The following is a 19,697-nucleotide window of genomic DNA, read 5'->3' as shown; positions in this document are numbered from 1 at the left end:
GTCGAAAAGGATGAATGGATGTAGGTTATGCCCCACAGCGCCCCAGGGCGACCGGGTAATTGACGGACAATTACCCGACTTCGTGCGGAGAACGCCAGCCCGCGAACCAGCCGGCGAATTCGGTCAGGTCGGTCAGTGCCACATCTGTTCCGTGAGCACGTAGTTCCTCCACCGTGTAGGGGCCGGTCGCGACCGTGACGCTGGCCGCGCCTCCTGCCCGCGCCGCCTCGATGTCCGCGACATGGTCACCAACATAGGCCGCCGCGCCGAAGCGCGCGAGTGCCGAACCTTTCGCGGCTCCGAAGACCGAACCGACGACCTCGTCGACCTCGAAATCGAGCGTCATGACCGTGCTCGTCGCGTCTCGTACGTTCTTGCCGGTCACGACGATGACCTTGCCACCCCTTGCGCGTACGAGCTCGATGGCTTCGCGCGCCCCCGCCATGGCGGTGTGCGCCGGCACGGCCACCTCCGGATAGATCTCCCTGAACAGCGTGGCCGCGGCCGGGATCGCCTCGGCCGGCAGCCAGTTGGCCAGCTCGCGTTCCAGGGGCGGCCCGAGCCGGGCGATGATCGCCTTGCTGTCGATGGGCACGCCCAGCCGGACAGAAACCTCGTCGTAGACCGCGGCGATACCCGATCGAGTGTCCGCCAATGTCATGTCCAGATCGAAACCCACCGAAGTCATCACAGGTCGAGGATGCCAAACATCCGGGAGTGCTACGTAGCGGCGCTTGTTGTGGGACCGTTTGGAATGGGCAGAAAGGAATTACTTATCGGGAGCCGCGCTGGTCTCGTCGCCCCGTCGGAGCACGGTCGCGGCAGGGCCGAACCGGCGCACCGTGCCGTGACGACTACGCTCCTAACGGAGGTGTCACGCAAGACATGACCAGATCGTCAGGCGCAGGAGCTCGGTCCGAGAGGGCTCGCAACGTGCCGACCAGGACCGGCACGACCATGACCACCCGTGAGCGCATCATCGAGGAGGCGCTGCGGCTGTTCGCCGAGCGAGGCTACTCCGCGACCTCCGTGGCCGAGATCGAGGCCGCTGCCGGGCTCTCCCCCGGCGCGGGCGGGCTCTACCGGCACTTCAAGTCGAAGTACGAGGTGCTCGCCGCGGTGATCAACGAGCACGCCGCGCGCACCCGCGTCCAGGTGGCCGAGAGCCTGGCCGAGCTGGGCTACATGGAGACCTCCACGGACCTGGAGGCGCGGCTGTCACGCGTGTGCCGCGCCGGGCTGGCCAAGGTGCGCGAGGAGTCGGAGCTGACCAGGGTGTTCTTCCGCGACCTGAGCCAGTTCCCCGAGCTGGTCGCGATCGTGCGCGAAGGGCTGCTGCAGCCCATGTTCGACGCCATCACCAGCTGGTTCCGCGCCCAGCCCGAATATCGCGACGCCGAGGTCGACTGGAACGGCATCTCCACGGTGCTGGGCGGATCCGTCGTGCACTACCGGCTCTTCCAGGAGACCGTCGGTGAGTCTCCCGGCCGCACCGAGAAGGACCGGTTCGTCGACGCGTGGGTGCGCCTGGCGGTCGGCCTGCTGCCCAGCCCGGCCCCGGTCAGCTGACGCCGAGCAGGCGGTAGGCCAGCCAGACCACGCCGAGCCCGGCGCCGATCATGAACATCACGCCGCTGACGTCGTAGAACTGGACCACGAACGCCCGCAGCCCCGGCTCGCCCTCGACCCGCAGCCCGCCGACGAGCACGCCGCCCACCAGGTAGCCGAGCAGCGGCGCGCCGATCCCGATCAGCCGGTCACGCACCGCCCAGCTCCCGCTGAACAGGACGAGCACCGCGCCGAGCGCCCAGACCAGCACCGGCATCCGGAAGATCGCCACGGCCGGCAGGTCGAACGGCACCAGCAAGGCGGCCACCGCGAGGACCGCCATGGCCAGGGTCTCGCGCGGATGCTCCATGACGATGGTGCGGGCGTCGCGGCCCTCGGTCACCATCGGACCGGCCGCCACGCCTCCCGGCCCGGCGGCGCGCTCGGCGGCGGTCATCGCCCCCTCGGGAGCCTGCGCGCTCTCGGCGAGCCGGTGCACCTCACGCTGGACGAGCACGACCGGGTCACCGAACCTGGCGAGCACCCTGGCCACCTGGCGGGTGTTGGCGCTGCCGTGACGCTCGTCCTCGATCCTGGCCCTGAGCCGCCTGACGAAGTCGATCCGCTGGTCGGGCCGTAACACACCGTGAGCCGCGTCAGCGGCCGCGCTGACGTAGTTCAGGACGAGCTGGTCCGCTCGCTCAATCACCTGAGCCAGGCTGCCTCAATCGGGAGGGACATACCATGGCAACGATGGAGTTCACGGAGTGGATCAGGGGGCGCACCGACGAGCAGCTGCGGGCGCTCGTCTCCGCGCGTCCTGAGCTGATCACTCCGGTGCCCGCCCATCTTGAGGGCCTCGCCTCACGTGCGGGCAGTCCTTCGGCGATCGCCAGGGTGCTCGACCGGCTCGACCGCTTCACGCTGGCCGTCGTCGAGACGCTGGCCGTGCCGGCCGGGCCCATGACGAGGTCCGAGCTGGCCGGCCTGCTCGGCCGCGCGCTCGCCGGCGGAGAGCCGGAGCCCGCTCTGTCGGTCGCCCTCGACCGGCTACGTGACCTGGCGCTCGTGTACGGCCCCGACGACGGACTCGACCTGGCTCCCGGTGTCCGCAAGGCGCTCGACGACCCGGCCGGGCTCGGGCCGCCCGCCGCCGAGGTGTTCCGGCACCACCCGCCCGAGCAACTCGCCGAGATGGCCGACGAGATCACGCCCGGCACCCCGGGCACCGGCAAGGAACGCCTGGCCGCCGCCCTGGCCGAGCCGGGCCGGCTGATCGCCGAGGTGTCCGACGAGGCCAGGGCGGCGCTCGACCAGCTCACCTGGGGTCCGCCGACGGGCCGGGTGCCCAATGCCCGGCGCGAGGTGCGCCTCGGCTCCGCGCGTTCGCCGATCGAGCAGTTGCTGGCCCGAGGGCTGCTGGCGGCCACGGGCGAGGAAAGTGTGGCGCTGCCCCGCGAGGTCGGCCTGCACCTGCGTCAGGGCCGCGTGCACCGTGACCTGCTGCCCGTGCCTCCCGCGCTGGAGGGCGCCGCGCGCGATCCCAAGCTGGCCGACCCGACGGCGGCCGGGCAGGCGTTCGCGTTCGTCCGGGCGGTCGAGGAGCTGTGCGAGCGGTGGAGCGTCGAGCCGCCGGGCGTGCTGCGCACCGGCGGGCTGGGCGTGCGCGACATGAAGCGCACCGCGACCGAGCTCGACCTGCCCGACTGGGCGACGGCGCTGGTCGTGGAGGTGGCCCACGCGGCCGGGCTGGTCGCCGCGGGCGGCGGCGTCGACGGCGAATGGCTGCCGACCAACGGCTACGACCTGTGGCGGGTCAGGTCGACGGCCGACCGGTGGGTGGCGCTGGCGCGCGCCTGGCTGCACATGGACCGCGTCCCCGGGCTGGTCGGCGAGCGTGACGAGCGCGACCGCCCGTTCAACGCCCTGCACACCGATCTGCGCAGGTCCTCGATGCCCGCGGTGCGCGCGGCGACGCTGGGCGTGCTCGCCTCGGCCCCCGGCCTCGCGCCGACCCGCGACTCCGTGCTCGACCGGCTGGCCTGGGAGCAGCCACGCCGCCGGGGCCCGCTGCGCGAGCAGCTGACCGAGTTCGCGCTGCGCGAGGCCGAGCAGATCGGCTTCACCGGGCTCGGCGTGCTGTCCGGCCACGCGCGGGCGCTGCTCGCCGGCGACGACGCCGCCTCCGCGCTCGCGCCGCTGCTGCCCGAGCCCGTCGACCACGTGCTGCTCCAGGCCGACCTCACCGCCGTCGCGCCGGGCCCGCTGACCAGCGGGCTCAACCGCTGGATGACGCTGGCCGCCGACGTCGAGTCCAAGGGCACCGCGACCGTCTACCGGTTCAGCGACGGCTCCATCCGCCGCGCCCTCGACGCGGGGCAGGGCGGCGACGAGCTGCTCGCCATGCTGGAGCGCCACTCCGCGACTCCGGTGCCGCAGGCGCTGTCCTACCTGGTCTCCGACGTGGCCCGGCGGCACGGCCGGATCCGGGTCGGCACCGCCAGCGCCTACGTACGCTGCGACGACCCGGCCCTGCTCGACCAGATCACCGCCGACCGCCGCTCGGCCGCGCTGCGGCTGCGCCGGCTGGCCCCGACCGTCATCGCCTCCCGCACCCCCAGGGCCACGCTGGTCGACTCGCTGCGCGCGATGGGCTACGCGCCCGTGGCCGAGTCGATCGACGGCGACGTGATCATCTCCCAGCTCGACAGCAGGCGCGTCGACGCGCTGCCGGCCGCCCGTGTGGTCTCCTCCCCCAACGGCCTCGACCCCGAGGTGGCGACCGCGGCCGTACGGGCGCTGCGCGCCGGTGACGCCGCCCACCTCGCCCGGCGCGAGCCGGTCGAGGCCCCCGCCGGCAGCGTCCCGCGCGGCCCGGCGACGGCCACGATCTCGGCCCTGCAGGACGCGATCAGGCAGGGCGTGCGCGTGTGGATCGGCTACCTCGACTCCCAGGGCAACGCCACCTCCCGCATCCTGGAGCCCGCCAGGATGGAGGGCGGCTACCTGACGGCCTACGACGAGACGAGGGCCGCCGTGCACCGCTTCGCCCTGCATCGCATCACCGGGGTCGCCGGCCTGTCTTGACGTCCCGCGTTGATCAGGCGAGGTTTGGATCGGGTACGGGCGCGAAGAGGCCGCCCGGGTCGGGCCGGCGGAGGAGACGTCGTGAGCGAGCTGACGCTGGGCCGGTTGGCCGAGGAGTCCTGGAGCAGGGTCGACGACTTCGACTCGGTGTTCTACGACGGGGTCTGGCATCGCAGCCACGCCTTGGCCGAGCGGGCCCGCCGGGTGTGCGGTGGGTTGGTGGAGGCGGGCGTCCGGCCGGGCGACCGGGTCGTGGTCATGATGGCCAACTCGCCCGAGGTGCCGTTGATCTACCAGGCGCTCTGGGCCGCGGGCGCGGTGGTCACGCCGGTGGTGTTCCTCGTGGGGGCCGAGGAGCTGCGCCACATCCTGGCCGACAGCGGCGCCGCCGCGATCGTGACCTCGCCGGAGCTGGTGCCCACGGTCGAGGCCGCCCTGACCGGCGGGCCCGGCATCCCGGTCTTCGTCGACACGGGCGAGCTGGAGCGGGCCGCCGAGCACGGGCCCGTGCCGCGCGACCCTGCCGACCTGGCCGCGCTGATGTACACCGGAGGCACCACCGGCAAGGCCAAGGGCGTCATGCTCAGCCATCGCGGGTTGTGGCAGGTGGCCAAGGACTCCTACGCGATGTCCCACCAGGAGGGCATGGACCGCGCGATCGTGCCGGTGCCGCTCTCGCACGCGTACGGGCTGATCGTCACGATCGCCGCGATGCACGCCACCGTGCCGCAGCAGGCCGTGCTGATGCGCTGGTTCGATCCCCAGGTGTTCCTCACGCTGGCCGCCGAGCAGCGCGTGCGCTACGGCACGGTGGTGCCCGCCATGCTGCAGATGCTGCTGGCCGAGCCCCTGGAGCGGCATCCGCTGCCCGACCTGGCCTTCCTGACCTGCGGGGCGGCGCCGCTCGGCCGCGAGGCGCTGGAGGAGTTCGAGCGCCGGATGCCCGGCGTGCAGATCCTCGAGGGCTACGGCATGACCGAGACCAGCGCCGTCACCACCTTCAACCCACCGGGCCGGCGCCGGGTGGGCAGCGTCGGGCTGCCGCTGGCCGGCTACAAGGTGACGATCCGTGACTCCTCCGGCGACGAGGCCGAGCCCGGCGACCCGGGCGAGATCTGCGTCGCGGGCGACTCGCTGATGCTCGGCTACTGGGGCGAGCACGCCCCCGACCCCGAGGGCACCACGATGACCGGCGGCGAGCTGCGCACCGGCGACATCGGCTGCCTGGACGACGACGGCTACCTCTACGTCGTCGACAGAAAGAAGGACCTGATCATCCGGGGTGGGTTCAACGTGTTCCCGCGTGACGTCGAGGACGCGCTCAACAGCCACCCCGACGTGGTGATGTCGGGCGTCGTCGGCCGTCCCGACCCGCGCGTCGGCGAGGAGGTCGTGGCGTTCGTCCAGCTCAGGACGGAGGCCACGGTCGCGGCCGAGGAGCTGATCGGGTGGGCCCGCGACCGGGTGGGCCGGGTGAAGTATCCCCGCGAGCTCACGTTCGTCGACTCGATCCCCGTCACCAGCGTGCTGAAGCTCGACCGCAAGGCCCTGCGGTCCCGGCTGGGCTGATCGCTCCGGCCAAGAAGCGATCTGCACCGAACGTGTGCCTATTCCGTGATAAATGTTGACCGTCAGGAGGTGAACACGTGAGCCAGGATCCGCCCGGTGAGTATCCGTACCAGCCCTACGGGGCGCCGTACGGACAGCAGCCACCTCCCTACTACGGTCAGGACTACGGCTATGGGCAGCCGCCGCCACCCCACTCCGAGGGGCCGAAGGCCCAGTCGATCGTCGCGCTCGTGCTCAACCTGCTCGCCATCGTCTCCTGCTGCAACATCCTCGCCATTCCCGGCGCCGTGCTCGCGGGGATGTCATTGGGCCGCGCCACCACCGAGCCCGAGGCCGCCCGTGGGATGCTCGTGTGGAGCTGGGTCCTGTTCGCCACGGGTTTCGTGCTGACGATCGCCACGTTCCTCTTCCTCGGTTTCAACGGCTATTTCGACGAAGAGCCCAGCTGATTGCCTGTTCGGGGACTGTTCTTGCCCTCGGATGTGTTGGATAGGCGTCAACCGTATGAAGGGATGTCCGTGAACGACGGCCCGCTCATCGTCCAGTCGGACAAGACGCTGCTCCTCGAAGTCGACCACGAGAAGGCCGACGAGTGCCGCAAGGCGATCGCCCCGTTCGCCGAGTTGGAGCGCGCGCCCGAGCATGTCCACACCTACCGTGTCACTCCGCTCGCGCTGTGGAACGCGCGAGCCGCCGGCCACGACGCCGAGCAGGTCGTCGACGCGCTGATCAGCTTCAGCCGCTACCCGGTGCCCCACGCGCTGCTCGTGGACGTGGCCGAGACCATGGCCAGGTACGGCCGGCTCAAGCTGGAGAAGGACCCCGTCGACGGGCTGGTCCTGACCTCCACCGACCGGGCCGTGCTCGAAGAGGTGCTGCGGTCCAAGAAGATCCAGCCGATGCTGGGCGAGCGCCTGACCGCCGACTCGGTCGTCGTGCACCCGAGCGACCGGGGCAACGTCAAGCAGGCGCTGCTCAAGCTGGGCTGGCCGGCCGAGGACCTGGCCGGCTACGTCGACGGCGAGCACCACCCGATCGAGCTGGCCCAGAACGGCTGGAACCTGAGGCCCTACCAGCAGGAGGCGGCCGACGCGTTCTGGCACGGCGGCTCCGGCGTGGTCGTGCTCCCCTGCGGCGCCGGCAAGACGATCGTCGGAGCGGCGGCCATGGCCCATGCCAGGGCCACCACGCTGATCCTGGTGACCAACACGGTGAGCGCCCACCAGTGGAAGCAGGAGCTGATCAAGCGCACCTCGCTCACCGAGGACGAGATCGGCGAATACTCGGGCACGAAGAAGGAGATCCGCCCGGTCACCATCGCCACCTACCAGGTGATGACGACCAGGCGTAAGGGCGTCTACAGCCACCTGGAGCTGTTCGACGCGCGTGACTGGGGCCTGATCGTCTACGACGAGGTGCACCTGCTGCCCGCGCCGATCTTCCGGATGACCGCCGACCTGCAGGCCCGCCGCCGGGTGGGCCTGACCGCGACGCTGGTGCGCGAGGACGGCCGCGAGGGCGACGTGTTCTCGCTGATCGGTCCCAAGCGCTACGACGCGCCCTGGAAGGAGATGGAGCACCAGGGCTGGATCGCGCCCGCCGACTGCGTGGAGGTCCGCGTCACCCTCAGCGACGAGGAACGGCTGGCCTACGCGATGGCCGAGTCCGAGGAGCGCTACCGGTTCTGCGCCACCACGCCGTCCAAGACCTGGGTCACCGAGGCGCTGGTGCGCCGTCACCTGGGCGAGCAGGTGCTGGTCATCGGCCAGTACATCGACCAGCTCGACGAGCTGGGCGAGCACCTCAACGCGCCGGTCATCAAGGGCGAGACCAGGGTCAAGGAGCGGGAACGCCTCTACCAGGCCTTCCGCGACAAGGAGATCCAGGTGCTGGTCGTCTCCAAGGTGGCCAACTTCTCCATCGACCTGCCGGAGGCCGCCGTGGCCATCCAGGTGTCGGGAACGTTCGGGTCACGCCAGGAGGAGGCGCAGCGGCTCGGGCGGGTGCTGCGGCCCAAGGCCGACGGCGGCGGGGCGCGCTTCTACACGGTGGTCAGCAGGGACACGGTCGACCAGGAGTTCGCGGCGCACCGGCAGAGGTTTCTGGCGGAGCAGGGTTACGCCTATCAGATCATCGACGCCGACGACGTGCTCGGCGGGGTGTGAGGCCCGGCCGCTCATCCTCGGAGCGGCCAGGCACCGGCATTCGTGTCACGTCCACGAGACTCCGCGGGCCGTCGACAATCGAACCACCCCCCTCACCTGCGTACTGTTGCCGCCGCAATCAACCGCCCAGCGACATACCCCCATGATCCGACAAATCCACCTGATATGCCCGAATGTTTCGGTTTTATCAGGCAGCCCTCAGGCTGGCTCAGACCGCGAGCAGACCGCCGACGAAGAGCACTCCTCCGGCCGCGATCCAGGCGGCCACGCCGGCACCCATGAACCAGGTGAACACGCGTGAATCCTGCCTGGCCTGCGGGACCAGCCAGGCGCCGGCCGTACAACAGGCGGCCAGCACGGCGAACAGCCCCGACACCGCCGAGACCGAGCCGAGCCGCCGCGCGCAACTCGCCGCCGACTCGCCTCCCGCGCAGAACGCCTCCAGCCCCCAACCCGCGAACACCGACAGCCCCCAGAGTGACGCGAGCAGGAGACTCGCGATGGCGGGAATGATCGGCGAGAAACCCAGCTGGACACGTCCCACGCCCTGCCTGTACCCCGGCTAAATGCTGTGGAAGCCCGCCGGGCCGACGACTAAAATGACCCGCTCGCCACCTTGACCACCACCGTCCACTCTCACCTGGGAGGCCTTTCCGCATGCCCGCACACCAGTTGGCACCTGACATACCCTCCGACCTACCCTCCGTGGTGCTCGCCGCCGAGCAGGCGCACCTGGCCGAGTCCAGAGCCGCGCTGCGGGCGATGCGCGCGCACGCCCAGTCGCTGTCGGCCGACGCGGCCGGCGACTGGGTCTCGCAGCAGATCCTCCAGTCGCTGCTGGACCAGAGGGTGGCCGCCCTGGCCGACCACCCCGACACGCCGCTGTTCTTCGGCCGCCTCGACCGCTCCGCCGACGACGACCTGCCGGGCACCATCTACGTCGGCCGCCGCCACGTGCACGACGGCACCAGCCGCCCGCTGGTCATCGACTGGCGCGCCCCGGTGTCCCGGGCCTTCTACCAGGCCAGCCCCGCCCAGCCGATGGACGTCGTACGACGGCGCCGGTTCGGCTACCACGGCGGCCGGCTGACCGCGTTCGAGGACGAGCCGCTGGCCGAGGGCGGCGAGATCGGCCCGTCCCGGATTCTCACCGAGGAGATCGAACGCCCGCGCACCGGCCCGATGCGCGACATCGTGGCCACCATCCAGCCCGACCAGGACGAGATCGTCCGCGCCGGCCTGGCCCAGACCGTGTGCGTGCAGGGCGCACCCGGCACCGGCAAGACCGCCGTCGGGCTGCACCGGGCCGCCTACCTCCTCTTCACCCACCGCGAGCGGCTGGCCAGGTCGGGCGTGATGATCGTCGGCCCCAACCGCGCCTTCCTGTCGTACATCTCCTCCGTGCTCCCCGCGCTGGGCGAGGTCAAGGTCGACCAGACGACGGTCCCGGGCCTGCTCGGCGAGCACGCCGCGCCGGAGGACCCCACGGTGTCGGCGATCAAGGGCGACGCCCGGATGGCGGCGGTCCTCGACCGCGCGCTCTGGCTGCACATCGTCAAGCCCGAAGAAGGCCTGGTGTTCAGCAAGGGTGCGTACCGCCACCGCGTCGCCGACCACGAGGTGCGGGAGATCGTCGCCTCGCTGCGCGGCACCACCCGCTACGGCCCCGGCCGGGCGGCCCTGGCCCAGCGGCTGGCCCACCAGGTGCTGGTCCGCATGGAGCAGCGCGGCGAGTCGCCAGACGACCGAGTGCAGGACGCCGTGGCCAGGTCCAAGCCGGTCAAGCAGCTCGTCGACGCGGTCTGGCCCAAGCTGGCGCCCGAGCAGGTGCTCCACCGCCTGCTGTCCGACCCCGAGTTCCTGGCCAAGGCCGCGCGAAACGACCTGACGCCCGACGAGCAGCGGTCGCTGCTCTGGCCGAAGCCGCCCCGGGGCTGGAAGTCCGCGAAGTGGTCGGCGGCCGACGCCGCGCTGCTCGACGAGCTCGGCGACCTGATCGAGCGCACCCCCTCGCTCGGTCACCTGATCGTGGACGAGGCCCAAGACCTGTCGGAGATGCAGCTGCGCGCGCTCGGCCGCCGCTGCCGCAACGGCTCGGCGACCGTCCTCGGCGACCTCGCGCAGGGCACCACGCCCTGGTCGACCAGCTCCTGGGAGACCGTGCTCAAGCACCTCGGCCAGCACGAGGGCGAGGTCACCGAGCTGACGCTCGGCTTCCGCGTGCCGCGCGAGGTGCTCGACTTCGCCGCCCGCCTGCTCCCCGCGATCGCTCCGGGCCTGGCCCCGCCGCGGTCGCTGCGCCCCGGCGCGGGCTCCCTCACCGTACGGCCGGCCGGTGACGTGGTCACGGCGGCCCGCGAGGCGCTCGACCGCGAGGGCTCGATCGGCGTCATCGTGCCCGACGCCATGACCGGCCGGGTGTCCGAGGCGCTCACCGGCCTCCCCCACGCCGTCCTCGGGCCCGACTCGACCGAGGAGCACCGGCTGCTCGTCATCCCCGCGACGCTGGCCAAGGGCCTGGAGTACGACCACGTGATCGTGGTGGAGCCGGCCGACATCGTCGAGGCGGAGCCGCGCGGCCTGGCCCGGCTCTACGTGGTGCTCACCCGGGCGGTCACCTCGCTCACCGTCCTGCACGACCGGCCGCTGCCGGCCCACCTGGCCTCCTAGCCGGACCGGGAGCCGGTCTTAGGATGACGAAGAGGATCTCACCCAAGGAGGATGCCGTGCCCGCACCGCTTCCGTACGAATACCTGCCGTCGGTTCCCGCCCTCGTGGTCGAGAGCGACGACATCACCGATGGCGAGAGGCTGGGGGATCTCCACGTCTTCAACGACTGGGGCATGACCGGCCAGAACCTGTCGCCCGCCCTCCGCTGGTCGGGCGCCCCCGAGGGCACCCTGGGCTACGCCGTGACGTGTTTCGACCCCGACGCGCCCACCGGCAGTGGGTTCTGGCACTGGGTGTTGTTCGACGTGCCGGCCTCGGTGACCGAGCTGCCCACCGGCGCGGGCACCGGACCCGAGTTCAAGGGCCTGCCCGAGGGCGCGCAGCACGCCCGCAGCGACTACAACCGCAAGGAGTACGGCGGCGCCGCGCCCCCGCCCGGCACGCCCCACCGCTACGTCTTCGCCGTCCACGCCCTGGGCGTCGACAAGCTGGGCGTCGACAGCGACACGAGCCCGGCGGTCGTCGGCTTCAACATCACCGCCAACACCCTCGCCCGCGGCCTCATCGTCCCCCACTTCGGGGTTTGAGGATGATCCCCTGAAAATCACCAGGGCGACCGGACCATGTGGTCGGGCCGCCCTGGTGATGGACGAGCTGGCTCAGAAGTCCATGTCGCCGCCGCCGGGCATGGCGGGGGCAGCAGGGTTCTTCTCGGGCTTCTCGGCGATGACGGCCTCGGTGGTGAGGAAGAGCGCCGCGATGGAAGCGGCGTTCTGCAGCGCGGAGCGCGTCACCTTGGCCGGGTCGATGATGCCCGCCTCGAACATGTTGACGTATTCGCCGGTGGCCGCGTTGAGGCCCTCGCCCGGCGTGAGGTGGCGAACCTTCTCCACCACGACGCCGCCCTCAAGGCCGGCGTTGATGGCGATCTGCTTCAGCGGCTCCTCAAGAGCCTTGCGCACGATCGCGGCACCGGTGGCCTCGTCGCCCGACAGCTCCAGCTTGTCGAACGCCTTGGCGCCGGCCTGCAGCAGCGCCACGCCGCCGCCGGGGACGATGCCCTCCTCGACGGCCGCCTTCGCGTTGCGAACGGCGTCCTCGATGCGGTGCTTGCGCTCCTTGAGCTCGACCTCGGTCGCCGCGCCGGCCTTGATGACGGCCACGCCGCCGGCCAGCTTGGCCAGCCGCTCCTGGAGCTTCTCGCGGTCGTAGTCGGAGTCGGTGCGCTCGATCTCGGCGCGGATCTCGTTGACCCGGCCCGCGATGGCGTCGGGGTCACCGGCGCCGTCGACGATCGTGGTCTCGTCCTTGGTGACGACGACCTTGCGGGCGCGGCCGAGCTGGTCGAGCGTGGCGCTCTCCAGCTTGAGGCCGATCTCCTCGGCGATGACCTGACCACCGGTCAGGATCGCGATGTCACCCAGCATGGCCTTGCGACGGTCACCGAAGCCCGGAGCCTTGACGGCCACGGAGCGGAACAGGCCGCGGATCTTGTTGACCACCAGGGTCGCCAGGGCCTCACCGTCGACGTCCTCGGCGATGATCAGCAGCGGCTTGCCCGCCTGCACGACCTTGTCGAGCAGCGGCAGCAGGTCCTTGTTGGCCGAGATCTTGGAGTTGACGACGAGGATGTAGGGGTCCTCGAGCACCGCCTCCATGCGGTCGGAGTCGGTCACGAAGTACATCGACGTCATGCCCTTGTCGAAGCGCATGCCCTCGGTGAGCTCGAGCTCGAGGCCGAAGGTGTTGCTCTCCTCGACGGTGATGACGCCTTCCTTGCCGACCTTGTCCATCGCCTCGGCGATGAGCGCCCCGATCTCGGGGTCGGCGGCGGAGATGGAGGCGGTGGAAGCGATCTGCTCCTTGGTCTCCACGTCCTTGGCCAGCTTGGACAGCTCCTCGCTGACCCGCTCGACCGCGGACTCGATGCCCTTCTTCAGCGACATCGGGTTGGCGCCGGCGGCCACGTTGCGCAGGCCCTCACGAACCAGCGCCTGGGCCAGCACGGTGGCGGTCGTGGTGCCGTCGCCCGCGACGTCGTCGGTCTTCTTGGCGACTTCCTTGACCAGCTCGGCGCCGATCTTCTCCCACGGGTCCTCGAGCTCGATCTCCTTGGCGATGGAGACACCATCGTTGGTGATCGTGGGAGCGCCCCACTTCTTCTCCAGCACGACGTTGCGGCCCTTGGGCCCCAGGGTCACCTTGACGGCGTCGGCGAGCTGGTTCATACCGCGCTCGAGACCGCGCCGGGCGTCCTCGTCAAACGCGATCATCTTGGCTGCCATAAGGCTAGACCTCCCAGATACAGGGTGGCTTGCAGTGGACCGAGCCGACGCCCGCGACGGCAACGTGCGCAGGCCCACATCAGCGGGCTGCGCACCAGGGCCCACATCTCCGTTCGGCAGACCCCGTCGTCCCGATCCAGTTGTTGGCACTCACGAACTGAGAGTGCCAACGATTTTTTAGCACTCTACCCCGCCGAGTGCAAGCTGAAGCCATTCCCGCCCAGGTCAGTCAGTACGGCGGGCCCCCTGGACCCGCCGTACCGGTGTCGGCGACATGCGGGTGGCGGGTTCGCGCGGACTGCGCTGCCGCACGAACCGCCGTGCACCGGCCAGCCGGTCAGACCGCGCGGACAGCCTCCGCCTGCGGTCCCTTCTGGCCCTGAGTGATCTCGAACTCGACCCGCTGGCCCTGTTCGAGAGAGCGATAGCCGTCCATCATGATGGCTGAGTAATGGACGAATACATCCTTACCACCGTCTACCGCGATGAAGCCGTAGCCCTTGTCCGCGTTGAACCATTTGACGGTGCCCTGCGCCACTTCCGACTCCTCTTACTGGGCTCGCGGATCCCGCCCATTCGTCCGCGAGACCCGCAATCGCCATGACTATGGGGAAAACAGCCAGACGATCGCCCTCGACCATACCTGTGGGAGAGCGTTTGGCAACAGAGTCAAAGCACTAAACTACGCATTTCAGTACGAGTCAAAGTGGTTCAACATTGAATTGCCTAGAAAAAAGAAGGCGCCCACAACGGGGCGCCTTCCGAACGTGACGGGCGATCAACCGCCTGCGACCGCCGGGATGATGGAGATCTGCACACCTTCGGGCGCCACGGTGTCGAGCCCCTCGGCAAAACGGACATCCTCTTCCCCAACGTAAACGTTGACGAAACGACGAATCTTGCCCGATTCATCGAGAATGCGGGCACCGATCCCCGGATAGTCGGAGTCAAGCTTCGCAAGGACGTCACGAAGAGTCGCCCCTTCGCCACTCACTTCCGCGTTGCCTCCGGTATAGGTGCGCAGAATGGTGGGAATTCGCACAGAAACACTCATGGTTTACCTGGCCTTTCCTGATTGTCAGACAGTCGCGCGGAACGCGTCGAGAGAGGGCCGGATCACGGCCGTGGGCGCGGCGCCGTCGGCGATCGCGTCGAGCGTCTTCAGCCCGTCGCCGGTGTTGAGCACCACGGTCTCGGCGTCCGGGTCGAGCTGCCCGGTCTCGACGAGCTTCTTCAGCACGCCCACGGTGACTCCCCCGGCCGTCTCGGCGAAGACGCCCTCGGTCGAGGCCAGCAGTCTGATCGCCGCGACGATCTCGGCGTCGGTGACGTCCTCAACGGCGCCACCCGTGCGGCGGGCGATGTCGAGCACGTAGGGGCCGTCGGCGGGGTTGCCGATGGCCAGCGACTTGGCGATGGTGTCGGGCTTGACCGGCTGCACCACGTCATGACCGGCCTTGTAGGCGCCGGACACGGGCGAGCAGCCGAGCGCCTGGGCGCCGTAGATCTTGTACGGCGTGTCCTCGACCAGCCCGAGCGCGACGAGCTCCTTGAAGCCCTTGTCGATCTTCGTGAGCTGGGAGCCGGAGGCCACCGGGATGACGATCTGCTCGGGCAGCCGCCAGCCGAGCTGCTCGGCGATCTCGTACGCGAGCGTCTTGGAGCCTTCGGCGTAGTAGGGCCGCAGGTTGACGTTGACGAAGCCCCACTTGTCGCCCATCGGGTCGCCGATCAGCTCCGAGCAGAACCGGTTGACCTCGTCGTAGCTGCCCTCGATGCCGATCAGCTTGCCGCCGAACACCCGGGCCATGGCGATCTTGGCCTGCTCCAGGCCCGCGGGGATGAACACGCAGGCGTCGAGCCCGGCCCTGGCCGCGGCCGCCGTGACCGCGCCCGCCAGGTTGCCCGTGGAGGAGCAGGACAGAGTGTGGAAGCCGAAGTTGCGCGCCGCCTCGACGGCGATGGCGACCACCCGGTCCTTGAAGGAGTGGGTGGGGTTGGCCGAGTCGTCCTTGACGTACAGGGACTTGATGCCGAGCGCGCGCCCGAGATTGCCGGCCTTGACCAGCGGGGTCCAGCCGGGGTTCATGTTGGGCTTGGAAGCGACGTCGTCGGGGACGGGGAGCAGCGAGCGGTAGCGCCAGATGCTGGCGGGCCCCGCCTCGATGTCGGCCCGGGAGACGGCGCCGAAGGAGTAGGCCGCTTCGAGCGGCCCGAAACACTCCAGACAGGCGAAGCTCGGGCCGAGGGGGTAGCGGGCACCGCACTCGCGGCAGGACAGACCAGTGGCGGGACCAAAGTCGAGCGACATGAAGCGAGGCCTTCCCTCATCTTCGCCCGCGGCCACCCTGACCGCGGACCGGAATTGGCACCCTGTCCCGGTCGGCCTCGCCAGGTCGCGAGTCGAAGCCGGGAGGGTTGCCGGGGCTTCGCAGGGCCGGTCCCTCCACCCCTCTGGATGAGCAATATGCAGTTGTTGTAAGGGACTCTACCTGGCCAGGCGGCCAGGCCGACCCCATGTCTCAAAAGGTGAGACGGGCGGTCTCACCTGTAGTCGTCACCCAGCGCCGCCTGGACATACTTGCGGGCCTGGTGGATGCGGGACTTGGCGGTGCCGAGCGGGATGCCGAGATGCTCGGCCACCTCGCTGTAGTCGAGCTGCACGATGTCGCGCAGCACCAGCGCCTGGGCCAGGTCGGGCTTGTCGGCCTCCAGCGCCTCCATCGCGTCGAGCAGGTCGAGCCGCGACCCGGCGATGACGCTGACCCGGCGTACGTCGGGCTTCTGCACGGGCAGCTCGTCGGAGCTCTGCTCGGCCGCCCTGCGCTTGAGCGACCGGTAGGTGGTGCGCGCGCAGTTGGCGGTCACGATGTGCAGCCACGTGCTGAACCTCGCGCGCCCCTCGAAGCGCCCGATGTTGCGCGCCACGGCGAGCAGGGTGTCCTGCGACGCCTCCTCGGCGTCCTGACGGTAGGGCAGGATCCGGGAGCAGTGGCGCATCACATCGGGCTCGATCCGGCGCAGGAGCTCGCCGAGTGCGCGATGATCTCCGGCAGCGGCGGAGCGGGCCAGGTCCTCGGTTAGCTCATCAAGCGCCATAGCTGGGATCCTATGGTCGGAGGAGGCGTATATGAACAGTGTCCTGGTTGCCTCGAACAGAGGTCCCGTCTCGTTCACCGTCTCCGAGGACGGCGTTCTGACCATGAAACGCGGCGGTGGTGGCCTGGTGTCCGGGCTGTCCGGGGTGACGAAGGACGTCGGTGTTCTGTGGGTGTGCGCCGCCCTGTCCGACGGCGACCGCAGCGCCGTCCGGCAGGCCCCGGGCGGGCGGCTCGACCAGGCCGGCTACGAAACGGGCGCGCTGCGGATGCTCGACATCCCGCCCGCCACGTTCCACCGCGCCTACAACGCCGTGGCCAACTCCACCCTCTGGTTCGTCAACCATCTGCTCTACGACATCCCCAACTCCCCCCGGTTCGGCACCAAGTTCCACCGCGAGTGGGAGTCCTACCGCGACTACAACGGCGCGTTCGCACTGGCCCTGGCCGAGGAGGCCGGGCACGAGGCCCGCGTGATGGTGCAGGACTACCACCTGACCCTGACCCCGGCGATACTCCGCGCCGAGCGCCCCGACCTGCGCATCGCCCACTTCAGCCACACCCCCTGGGCGCCGCCCGAATACTTCTCGCTGCTACCCGACGAGGTCGCCCGCGAGGTCCTGGAGGGCATCCTGGGCGCCGACCACGCGGGGTTCCTGACCGAGCGCTGGGCGGGCGCGTTCATGGACTGCTGCCAGTTCCTGCTGGGCGCGGAGATCGACCGGGCCGGCCGGACGATCACCCACGAGGGCCGCACCACCCGCATCGGCGTCCACCCCCTGGGCGTCGACGGCGCCGCGCTGCGCGATCGGGCCGGCGAGCCCGACGTCGAGTCGCACATGACGGCGCTGCGCGAGCAGGTCGGCGACCGCAGGCTGATCGTCCGCATCGACCGCACCGAGCTGTCCAAGAACATCGTGCGCGGCCTGCTCGCCTACCGCGAGTTCCTCGCCGCCCACCCTGAGTGGCACGGCCGGGTGGTGCATCTGGCGTTCGCCTACCCGAGCAGGCACGATCTGCCCGAATACCGCGAATACACCGCGTCGGTGCAGCGCTGCGCCCAGGAGATCGAGGACGAGTACGCCACCGAGGACTGGGACCCGCTCATCCTCAACGTCAACGACGACTACCCGCGCTCGCTGGCCGCCTACCGGATGGCCGACGTGCTGCTGGTCAACCCGATCCGCGACGGCATGAACCTGGTGGCCAAGGAGGGCCCGATCCTGTCCCCCACCGCCGCGCTGGTGCTGTCCCGCGAGGCGGGGGCGGCGGCCGAGCTGGGCGACGACGCGCTGCTGGTCAATCCCTACGACGTCAGCGGCACGGCCGCGGCCCTGCACGAGGCGCTGGTCATGCCGGTGGAGGAGCGCCGGCGGCGCCGTGACAGGCTGGCGGCCGCCGCCACCGCGCTGCCCCCGCAGAAGTGGCTGGCGGCCCAACTCGACGCCCTGAACTACGATTTGGGATAAATTACCCTTTTTTCCGATAGGAGCCGGACGGATGTCGACCTCCGAAGTCCGGCTCACCCGCGATGCCCCCACCTGGCTGATCTACCTCCAGCTCGGCACGTTCGCGACCTTCCTGTACGGCCTCAGCGCCGCCCTCCCGCTGCTGCGCCAGGACCAGCAGTTGTCCAACGCCGTCGCCGGCCTGCACGGCACCGCCATGGCCGCGGGCACCATCCTGGCCGGGCTCTCGCTGCCCGCCCTCTCTCGCAGGTACGGCAGGCGAGCCGTCACCTGGGGCGGCCTGGCCGGCATGAACGCGGGCGTCGTCCTCGTCATGCTCGTCCCCGTCCTGCCCGCCACCCTGCTCGGCTACGGCCTGGCCGGGGCGTTCGGCTCGGCCGCGCTCTACTCCTCGATGGCGGCGCTGAGCGACCACCACGGTCCCGCCGGACCGGCCGCGATCAGCGAGGCCAACGGGGTCGCCGTGGTGTTCGGCATCGCGATGTCGTTCCTGCTCAGCGTGGTGGCGGGGACGGTGCTCGGCTGGCGGGCCACGCTGCTGCTCACCCCGCTGCTGACCGTGGCGCTGGCGTTGGTCATGGGCCGGATCTGGATCCCCGGAGAGCGCCGGGCCGGGACCGCCACGGCCGCCGCCTCCGGCCTCCCGCGCCCCGGGTGGCGCTTCTACCTGGCGGGCGGCGTGCTGTTCTGCTGCGTGGCGCTGGAGTTCTGCTTCAACCTGTGGGCCGCCGCCCTGTTCGCGGGCAACACCGGGCTGAGCGTGGCGGCGGCGGCCACCGGCCTGACGGCGTTCACCGCGGGCATGGCGGCGGGCCGCTTCACCGGCGGCCGGCTGGCCCTGCGGCTGCCGCCCGACCGGTTGTTCGTCGGAGCGCTGCTGCTGGCCGGGGCGGGCTGGCTGATCTTCTGGCTGAGCTCGTCGCCGCTGCTCGGCTACGCCGGGCTGGCGATCACCGGGCTCGGCGTCGCGCTGCACTTCCCGCTGGCCCTGGCCGAGCTGATCACCCACTCCGGCGGCCATCCCGACCGAGCCTCGGCCGTCGCTCCCATCTGCGCCGGGGCCGCGATGGCCGTCGGCCCGCTGGCGCTCGGCGCGCTGGCCGACGGCTTCGGCACCCGCTACGCGTTCCTGCTGGTGCCGGTGGTCATCGGGCTGGCCATCGGCGGCGTGATCACCGCCAGACCGCGCGTTTGAGCACGCCGGGCAGGCCCGGAGTGTTCCACCGGTCGACGATGAGGATCTTGCTCTGCGGCAGGTACCACTCGCGCTGGACGTACCTCGACTTCACCGTGCCGCCCGAGTAGGAGATGCATTTCGCCTTCCACTCGCGGTAGTGCGCCTTGTGACCGGGGCCGACCTGGCGCAGGCCCTTCACCGCCGCGCCGCCGAGCACCTGTCCCCACTTGCGGTTGTGCGGGCAGGGCTGCACGTCGGTCGCCGGGTAGAAGGGCCGCTTGGCGGTGTAGGGGTTGAACACCTCATTGCCGATCTTGATGGCATCGGGACCGAGGATGGAGAAACTGTCGCATTCGGAATGCCCGTATCCGCCTCGGGGATTGGCGCAGGCCCCGGTGACGACCTGGATCCAGTCGCCCTTGCCGGACACCTTCCAGCCGGACGGCAGGTTGAGCGTGAGGCCGTTGCGCAGTTCGAGCGGCCGGGTGGCGGAGCCGGCGGTGGTGGCGGTGGCGGTGGTGGTGGCGGAGGCGGAGGCGGGCGCCACGAGAACGGCCGCCGCGGCCAGAGCCGCGGCGGCGAGGGTGGTCTTCTTCATGCCGCGACCGTAGTGCGGACCACTTGCAACC

At 70.5% G+C, this 19,697-nt stretch carries 18 protein-coding genes and 1 riboswitch; of the genes, 9 read left to right on the top strand and 9 right to left on the bottom strand.

The annotated features are described in order from the left end of the window. Nucleotides 1-70: 70 nt before the first annotated feature. Complete coding sequence (locus AB0I38_RS16605; RefSeq protein ID WP_358468520.1) at nucleotides 71-688, bottom strand: HAD family hydrolase; 618 nt, start codon at nucleotides 686-688, stop codon at nucleotides 71-73. A gap of 269 nt (nucleotides 689-957) precedes the next feature. Here AB0I38_RS16605 and AB0I38_RS16600 point away from each other — a divergent pair, with 269 nt between their 5' ends. Next, nucleotides 958-1,569: a TetR/AcrR family transcriptional regulator gene (locus AB0I38_RS16600; protein ID WP_358467835.1), complete on the top strand. Its 612-nt coding sequence runs from the start codon at nucleotides 958-960 to the stop codon at nucleotides 1,567-1,569. On the opposite strand, the gene AB0I38_RS16595 is transcribed toward AB0I38_RS16600, so the two are convergent. After that, nucleotides 1,562-2,257 carry a hypothetical protein gene (locus AB0I38_RS16595; protein ID WP_358467832.1) on the bottom strand — a complete coding sequence of 232 codons (696 nt, stop codon included), beginning with the start codon at nucleotides 2,255-2,257 and terminating at the stop codon, nucleotides 1,562-1,564. The two genes, AB0I38_RS16600 and AB0I38_RS16595, sit on opposite strands and share 8 nt — an antisense overlap. 44 nt (nucleotides 2,258-2,301) lie before the next feature. On the opposite strand from AB0I38_RS16595, the gene AB0I38_RS16590 reads away from it, so the two are divergent. The 4 genes from AB0I38_RS16590 to AB0I38_RS16575 all read left to right on the top strand — a co-directional run bounded on the left by AB0I38_RS16590 (nucleotide 2,302) and on the right by AB0I38_RS16575 (nucleotide 8,369). Next, nucleotides 2,302-4,635: a helicase-associated domain-containing protein gene (locus tag AB0I38_RS16590; protein WP_358467829.1), complete on the top strand. Its 2,334-nt coding sequence runs from the start codon at nucleotides 2,302-2,304 to the stop codon at nucleotides 4,633-4,635. 81 nt (nucleotides 4,636-4,716) lie between these two features. Then, nucleotides 4,717-6,204 (top strand): class I adenylate-forming enzyme family protein, encoded by a 1,488-nt coding sequence (locus tag AB0I38_RS16585; RefSeq protein ID WP_358467826.1) that lies wholly within the window; start codon nucleotides 4,717-4,719, stop codon nucleotides 6,202-6,204. A gap of 77 nt (nucleotides 6,205-6,281) precedes the next feature. Further along, nucleotides 6,282-6,653 carry a hypothetical protein gene (locus AB0I38_RS16580; protein ID WP_358467824.1) on the top strand — a complete coding sequence of 124 codons (372 nt, stop codon included), beginning with the start codon at nucleotides 6,282-6,284 and terminating at the stop codon, nucleotides 6,651-6,653. A gap of 63 nt (nucleotides 6,654-6,716) precedes the next feature. Next, complete coding sequence (locus AB0I38_RS16575; RefSeq protein ID WP_358467821.1) at nucleotides 6,717-8,369, top strand: DNA repair helicase XPB; 1,653 nt, start codon at nucleotides 6,717-6,719, stop codon at nucleotides 8,367-8,369. Nucleotides 8,370-8,577: 208 nt separating this feature from the next. On the opposite strand, the gene AB0I38_RS16570 is transcribed toward AB0I38_RS16575, so the two are convergent. Beyond that, nucleotides 8,578-8,913 (bottom strand): hypothetical protein, encoded by a 336-nt coding sequence (locus AB0I38_RS16570; RefSeq protein ID WP_358467818.1) that lies wholly within the window; start codon nucleotides 8,911-8,913, stop codon nucleotides 8,578-8,580. 113 nt (nucleotides 8,914-9,026) lie between these two features. Here AB0I38_RS16570 and AB0I38_RS16565 point away from each other — a divergent pair, with 113 nt between their 5' ends. Together AB0I38_RS16565 and AB0I38_RS16560 are read left to right on the top strand one after the other, a co-directional pair. Beyond that, nucleotides 9,027-11,039, top strand: coding sequence for a HelD family protein (locus AB0I38_RS16565; RefSeq protein ID WP_358467815.1), 2,013 nt, complete (start codon nucleotides 9,027-9,029; stop codon nucleotides 11,037-11,039). 56 nt (nucleotides 11,040-11,095) lie between these two features. Beyond that, complete coding sequence (locus tag AB0I38_RS16560) at nucleotides 11,096-11,626, top strand: YbhB/YbcL family Raf kinase inhibitor-like protein (protein ID WP_358467812.1); 531 nt, start codon at nucleotides 11,096-11,098, stop codon at nucleotides 11,624-11,626. Between the two features lie 72 nt (nucleotides 11,627-11,698). On the opposite strand, the gene groL is transcribed toward AB0I38_RS16560, so the two are convergent. From groL to AB0I38_RS16535, 5 genes are all read right to left on the bottom strand, one after another. Then, the gene (gene groL, locus AB0I38_RS16555; RefSeq protein WP_358467810.1) at nucleotides 11,699-13,324 is read right to left on the bottom strand and encodes a chaperonin GroEL; all 1,626 of its coding nucleotides are present in this window, start codon (nucleotides 13,322-13,324) and stop codon (nucleotides 11,699-11,701) included. 337 nt (nucleotides 13,325-13,661) lie between these two features. Further along, nucleotides 13,662-13,862, bottom strand: coding sequence for a cold-shock protein (locus tag AB0I38_RS16550; protein WP_173525743.1), 201 nt, complete (start codon nucleotides 13,860-13,862; stop codon nucleotides 13,662-13,664). A gap of 240 nt (nucleotides 13,863-14,102) precedes the next feature. Further along, entirely contained in the window at nucleotides 14,103-14,378 is a 276-nt protein-coding gene (locus tag AB0I38_RS16545) for a MoaD/ThiS family protein (RefSeq protein ID WP_358467807.1), read from the bottom strand. Between the two features lie 24 nt (nucleotides 14,379-14,402). Next, the gene (gene thrC, locus AB0I38_RS16540; RefSeq protein WP_358467804.1) at nucleotides 14,403-15,635 is read right to left on the bottom strand and encodes a threonine synthase; all 1,233 of its coding nucleotides are present in this window, start codon (nucleotides 15,633-15,635) and stop codon (nucleotides 14,403-14,405) included. A 13-nt stretch (nucleotides 15,636-15,648) separates the two neighbouring features. Then, nucleotides 15,649-15,789, bottom strand: a riboswitch (SAM riboswitch). 79 nt (nucleotides 15,790-15,868) lie between these two features. Continuing rightward, nucleotides 15,869-16,423, bottom strand: a complete 555-nt coding sequence (locus AB0I38_RS16535; protein WP_358467801.1) for an RNA polymerase sigma factor — start codon at nucleotides 16,421-16,423, stop codon at nucleotides 15,869-15,871. Nucleotides 16,424-16,454: 31 nt separating this feature from the next. Between AB0I38_RS16535 and AB0I38_RS16530 the strand changes: the two genes are divergently transcribed. Beyond that, the gene (locus tag AB0I38_RS16530; protein WP_358467798.1) at nucleotides 16,455-17,891 is read left to right on the top strand and encodes an alpha,alpha-trehalose-phosphate synthase (UDP-forming); all 1,437 of its coding nucleotides are present in this window, start codon (nucleotides 16,455-16,457) and stop codon (nucleotides 17,889-17,891) included. Nucleotides 17,892-17,922: 31 nt separating this feature from the next. Beyond that, nucleotides 17,923-19,086, top strand: a complete 1,164-nt coding sequence (locus AB0I38_RS16525) for an MFS transporter (RefSeq protein WP_358467796.1) — start codon at nucleotides 17,923-17,925, stop codon at nucleotides 19,084-19,086. On the opposite strand, the gene AB0I38_RS16520 is transcribed toward AB0I38_RS16525, so the two are convergent. Next, nucleotides 19,064-19,666 carry a hypothetical protein gene (locus tag AB0I38_RS16520; protein ID WP_358467793.1) on the bottom strand — a complete coding sequence of 201 codons (603 nt, stop codon included), beginning with the start codon at nucleotides 19,664-19,666 and terminating at the stop codon, nucleotides 19,064-19,066. The two genes, AB0I38_RS16525 and AB0I38_RS16520, sit on opposite strands and share 23 nt — an antisense overlap. Nucleotides 19,667-19,697: the final 31 nt, after the last annotated feature.

It is taken from the genome of Nonomuraea cavernae (assembly GCF_040655715.1).
Lineage (GTDB): Bacteria > Actinomycetota > Actinomycetes > Streptosporangiales > Streptosporangiaceae > Nonomuraea > Nonomuraea cavernae_A.
Note: the sequence above shows the minus strand (reverse complement) of the source record. Positions and strands in the feature narration are given on the sequence as shown.

Bases quoted from the DNA above. Each gene is read 5' to 3' on its own strand.
- AB0I38_RS16605 (WP_358468520.1), bottom strand. From the start codon at position 688: ATGACTTCGGTGGGTTTCGATCTGGACATGACATTGGCGGACACTCGA.
- AB0I38_RS16600 (WP_358467835.1), top strand. From the start codon at position 958: ATGACCACCCGTGAGCGCATCATCGAGGAGGCGCTGCGGCTGTTCGCC.
- AB0I38_RS16590 (WP_358467829.1), top strand. From the start codon at position 2,302: ATGGAGTTCACGGAGTGGATCAGGGGGCGCACCGACGAGCAGCTGCGG.
- AB0I38_RS16575 (WP_358467821.1), top strand. From the start codon at position 6,717: ATGTCCGTGAACGACGGCCCGCTCATCGTCCAGTCGGACAAGACGCTG.
- AB0I38_RS16565 (WP_358467815.1), top strand. From the start codon at position 9,027: ATGCCCGCACACCAGTTGGCACCTGACATACCCTCCGACCTACCCTCC.
- groL (WP_358467810.1), bottom strand. From the start codon at position 13,324: ATGGCAGCCAAGATGATCGCGTTTGACGAGGACGCCCGGCGCGGTCTC.
- AB0I38_RS16545 (WP_358467807.1), bottom strand. From the start codon at position 14,378: ATGAGTGTTTCTGTGCGAATTCCCACCATTCTGCGCACCTATACCGGA.
- thrC (WP_358467804.1), bottom strand. From the start codon at position 15,635: ATGTCGCTCGACTTTGGTCCCGCCACTGGTCTGTCCTGCCGCGAGTGC.
- AB0I38_RS16535 (WP_358467801.1), bottom strand. From the start codon at position 16,423: ATGGCGCTTGATGAGCTAACCGAGGACCTGGCCCGCTCCGCCGCTGCC.
- AB0I38_RS16530 (WP_358467798.1), top strand. From the start codon at position 16,455: ATGAACAGTGTCCTGGTTGCCTCGAACAGAGGTCCCGTCTCGTTCACC.
- AB0I38_RS16525 (WP_358467796.1), top strand. From the start codon at position 17,923: ATGTCGACCTCCGAAGTCCGGCTCACCCGCGATGCCCCCACCTGGCTG.
- AB0I38_RS16520 (WP_358467793.1), bottom strand. From the start codon at position 19,666: ATGAAGAAGACCACCCTCGCCGCCGCGGCTCTGGCCGCGGCGGCCGTT.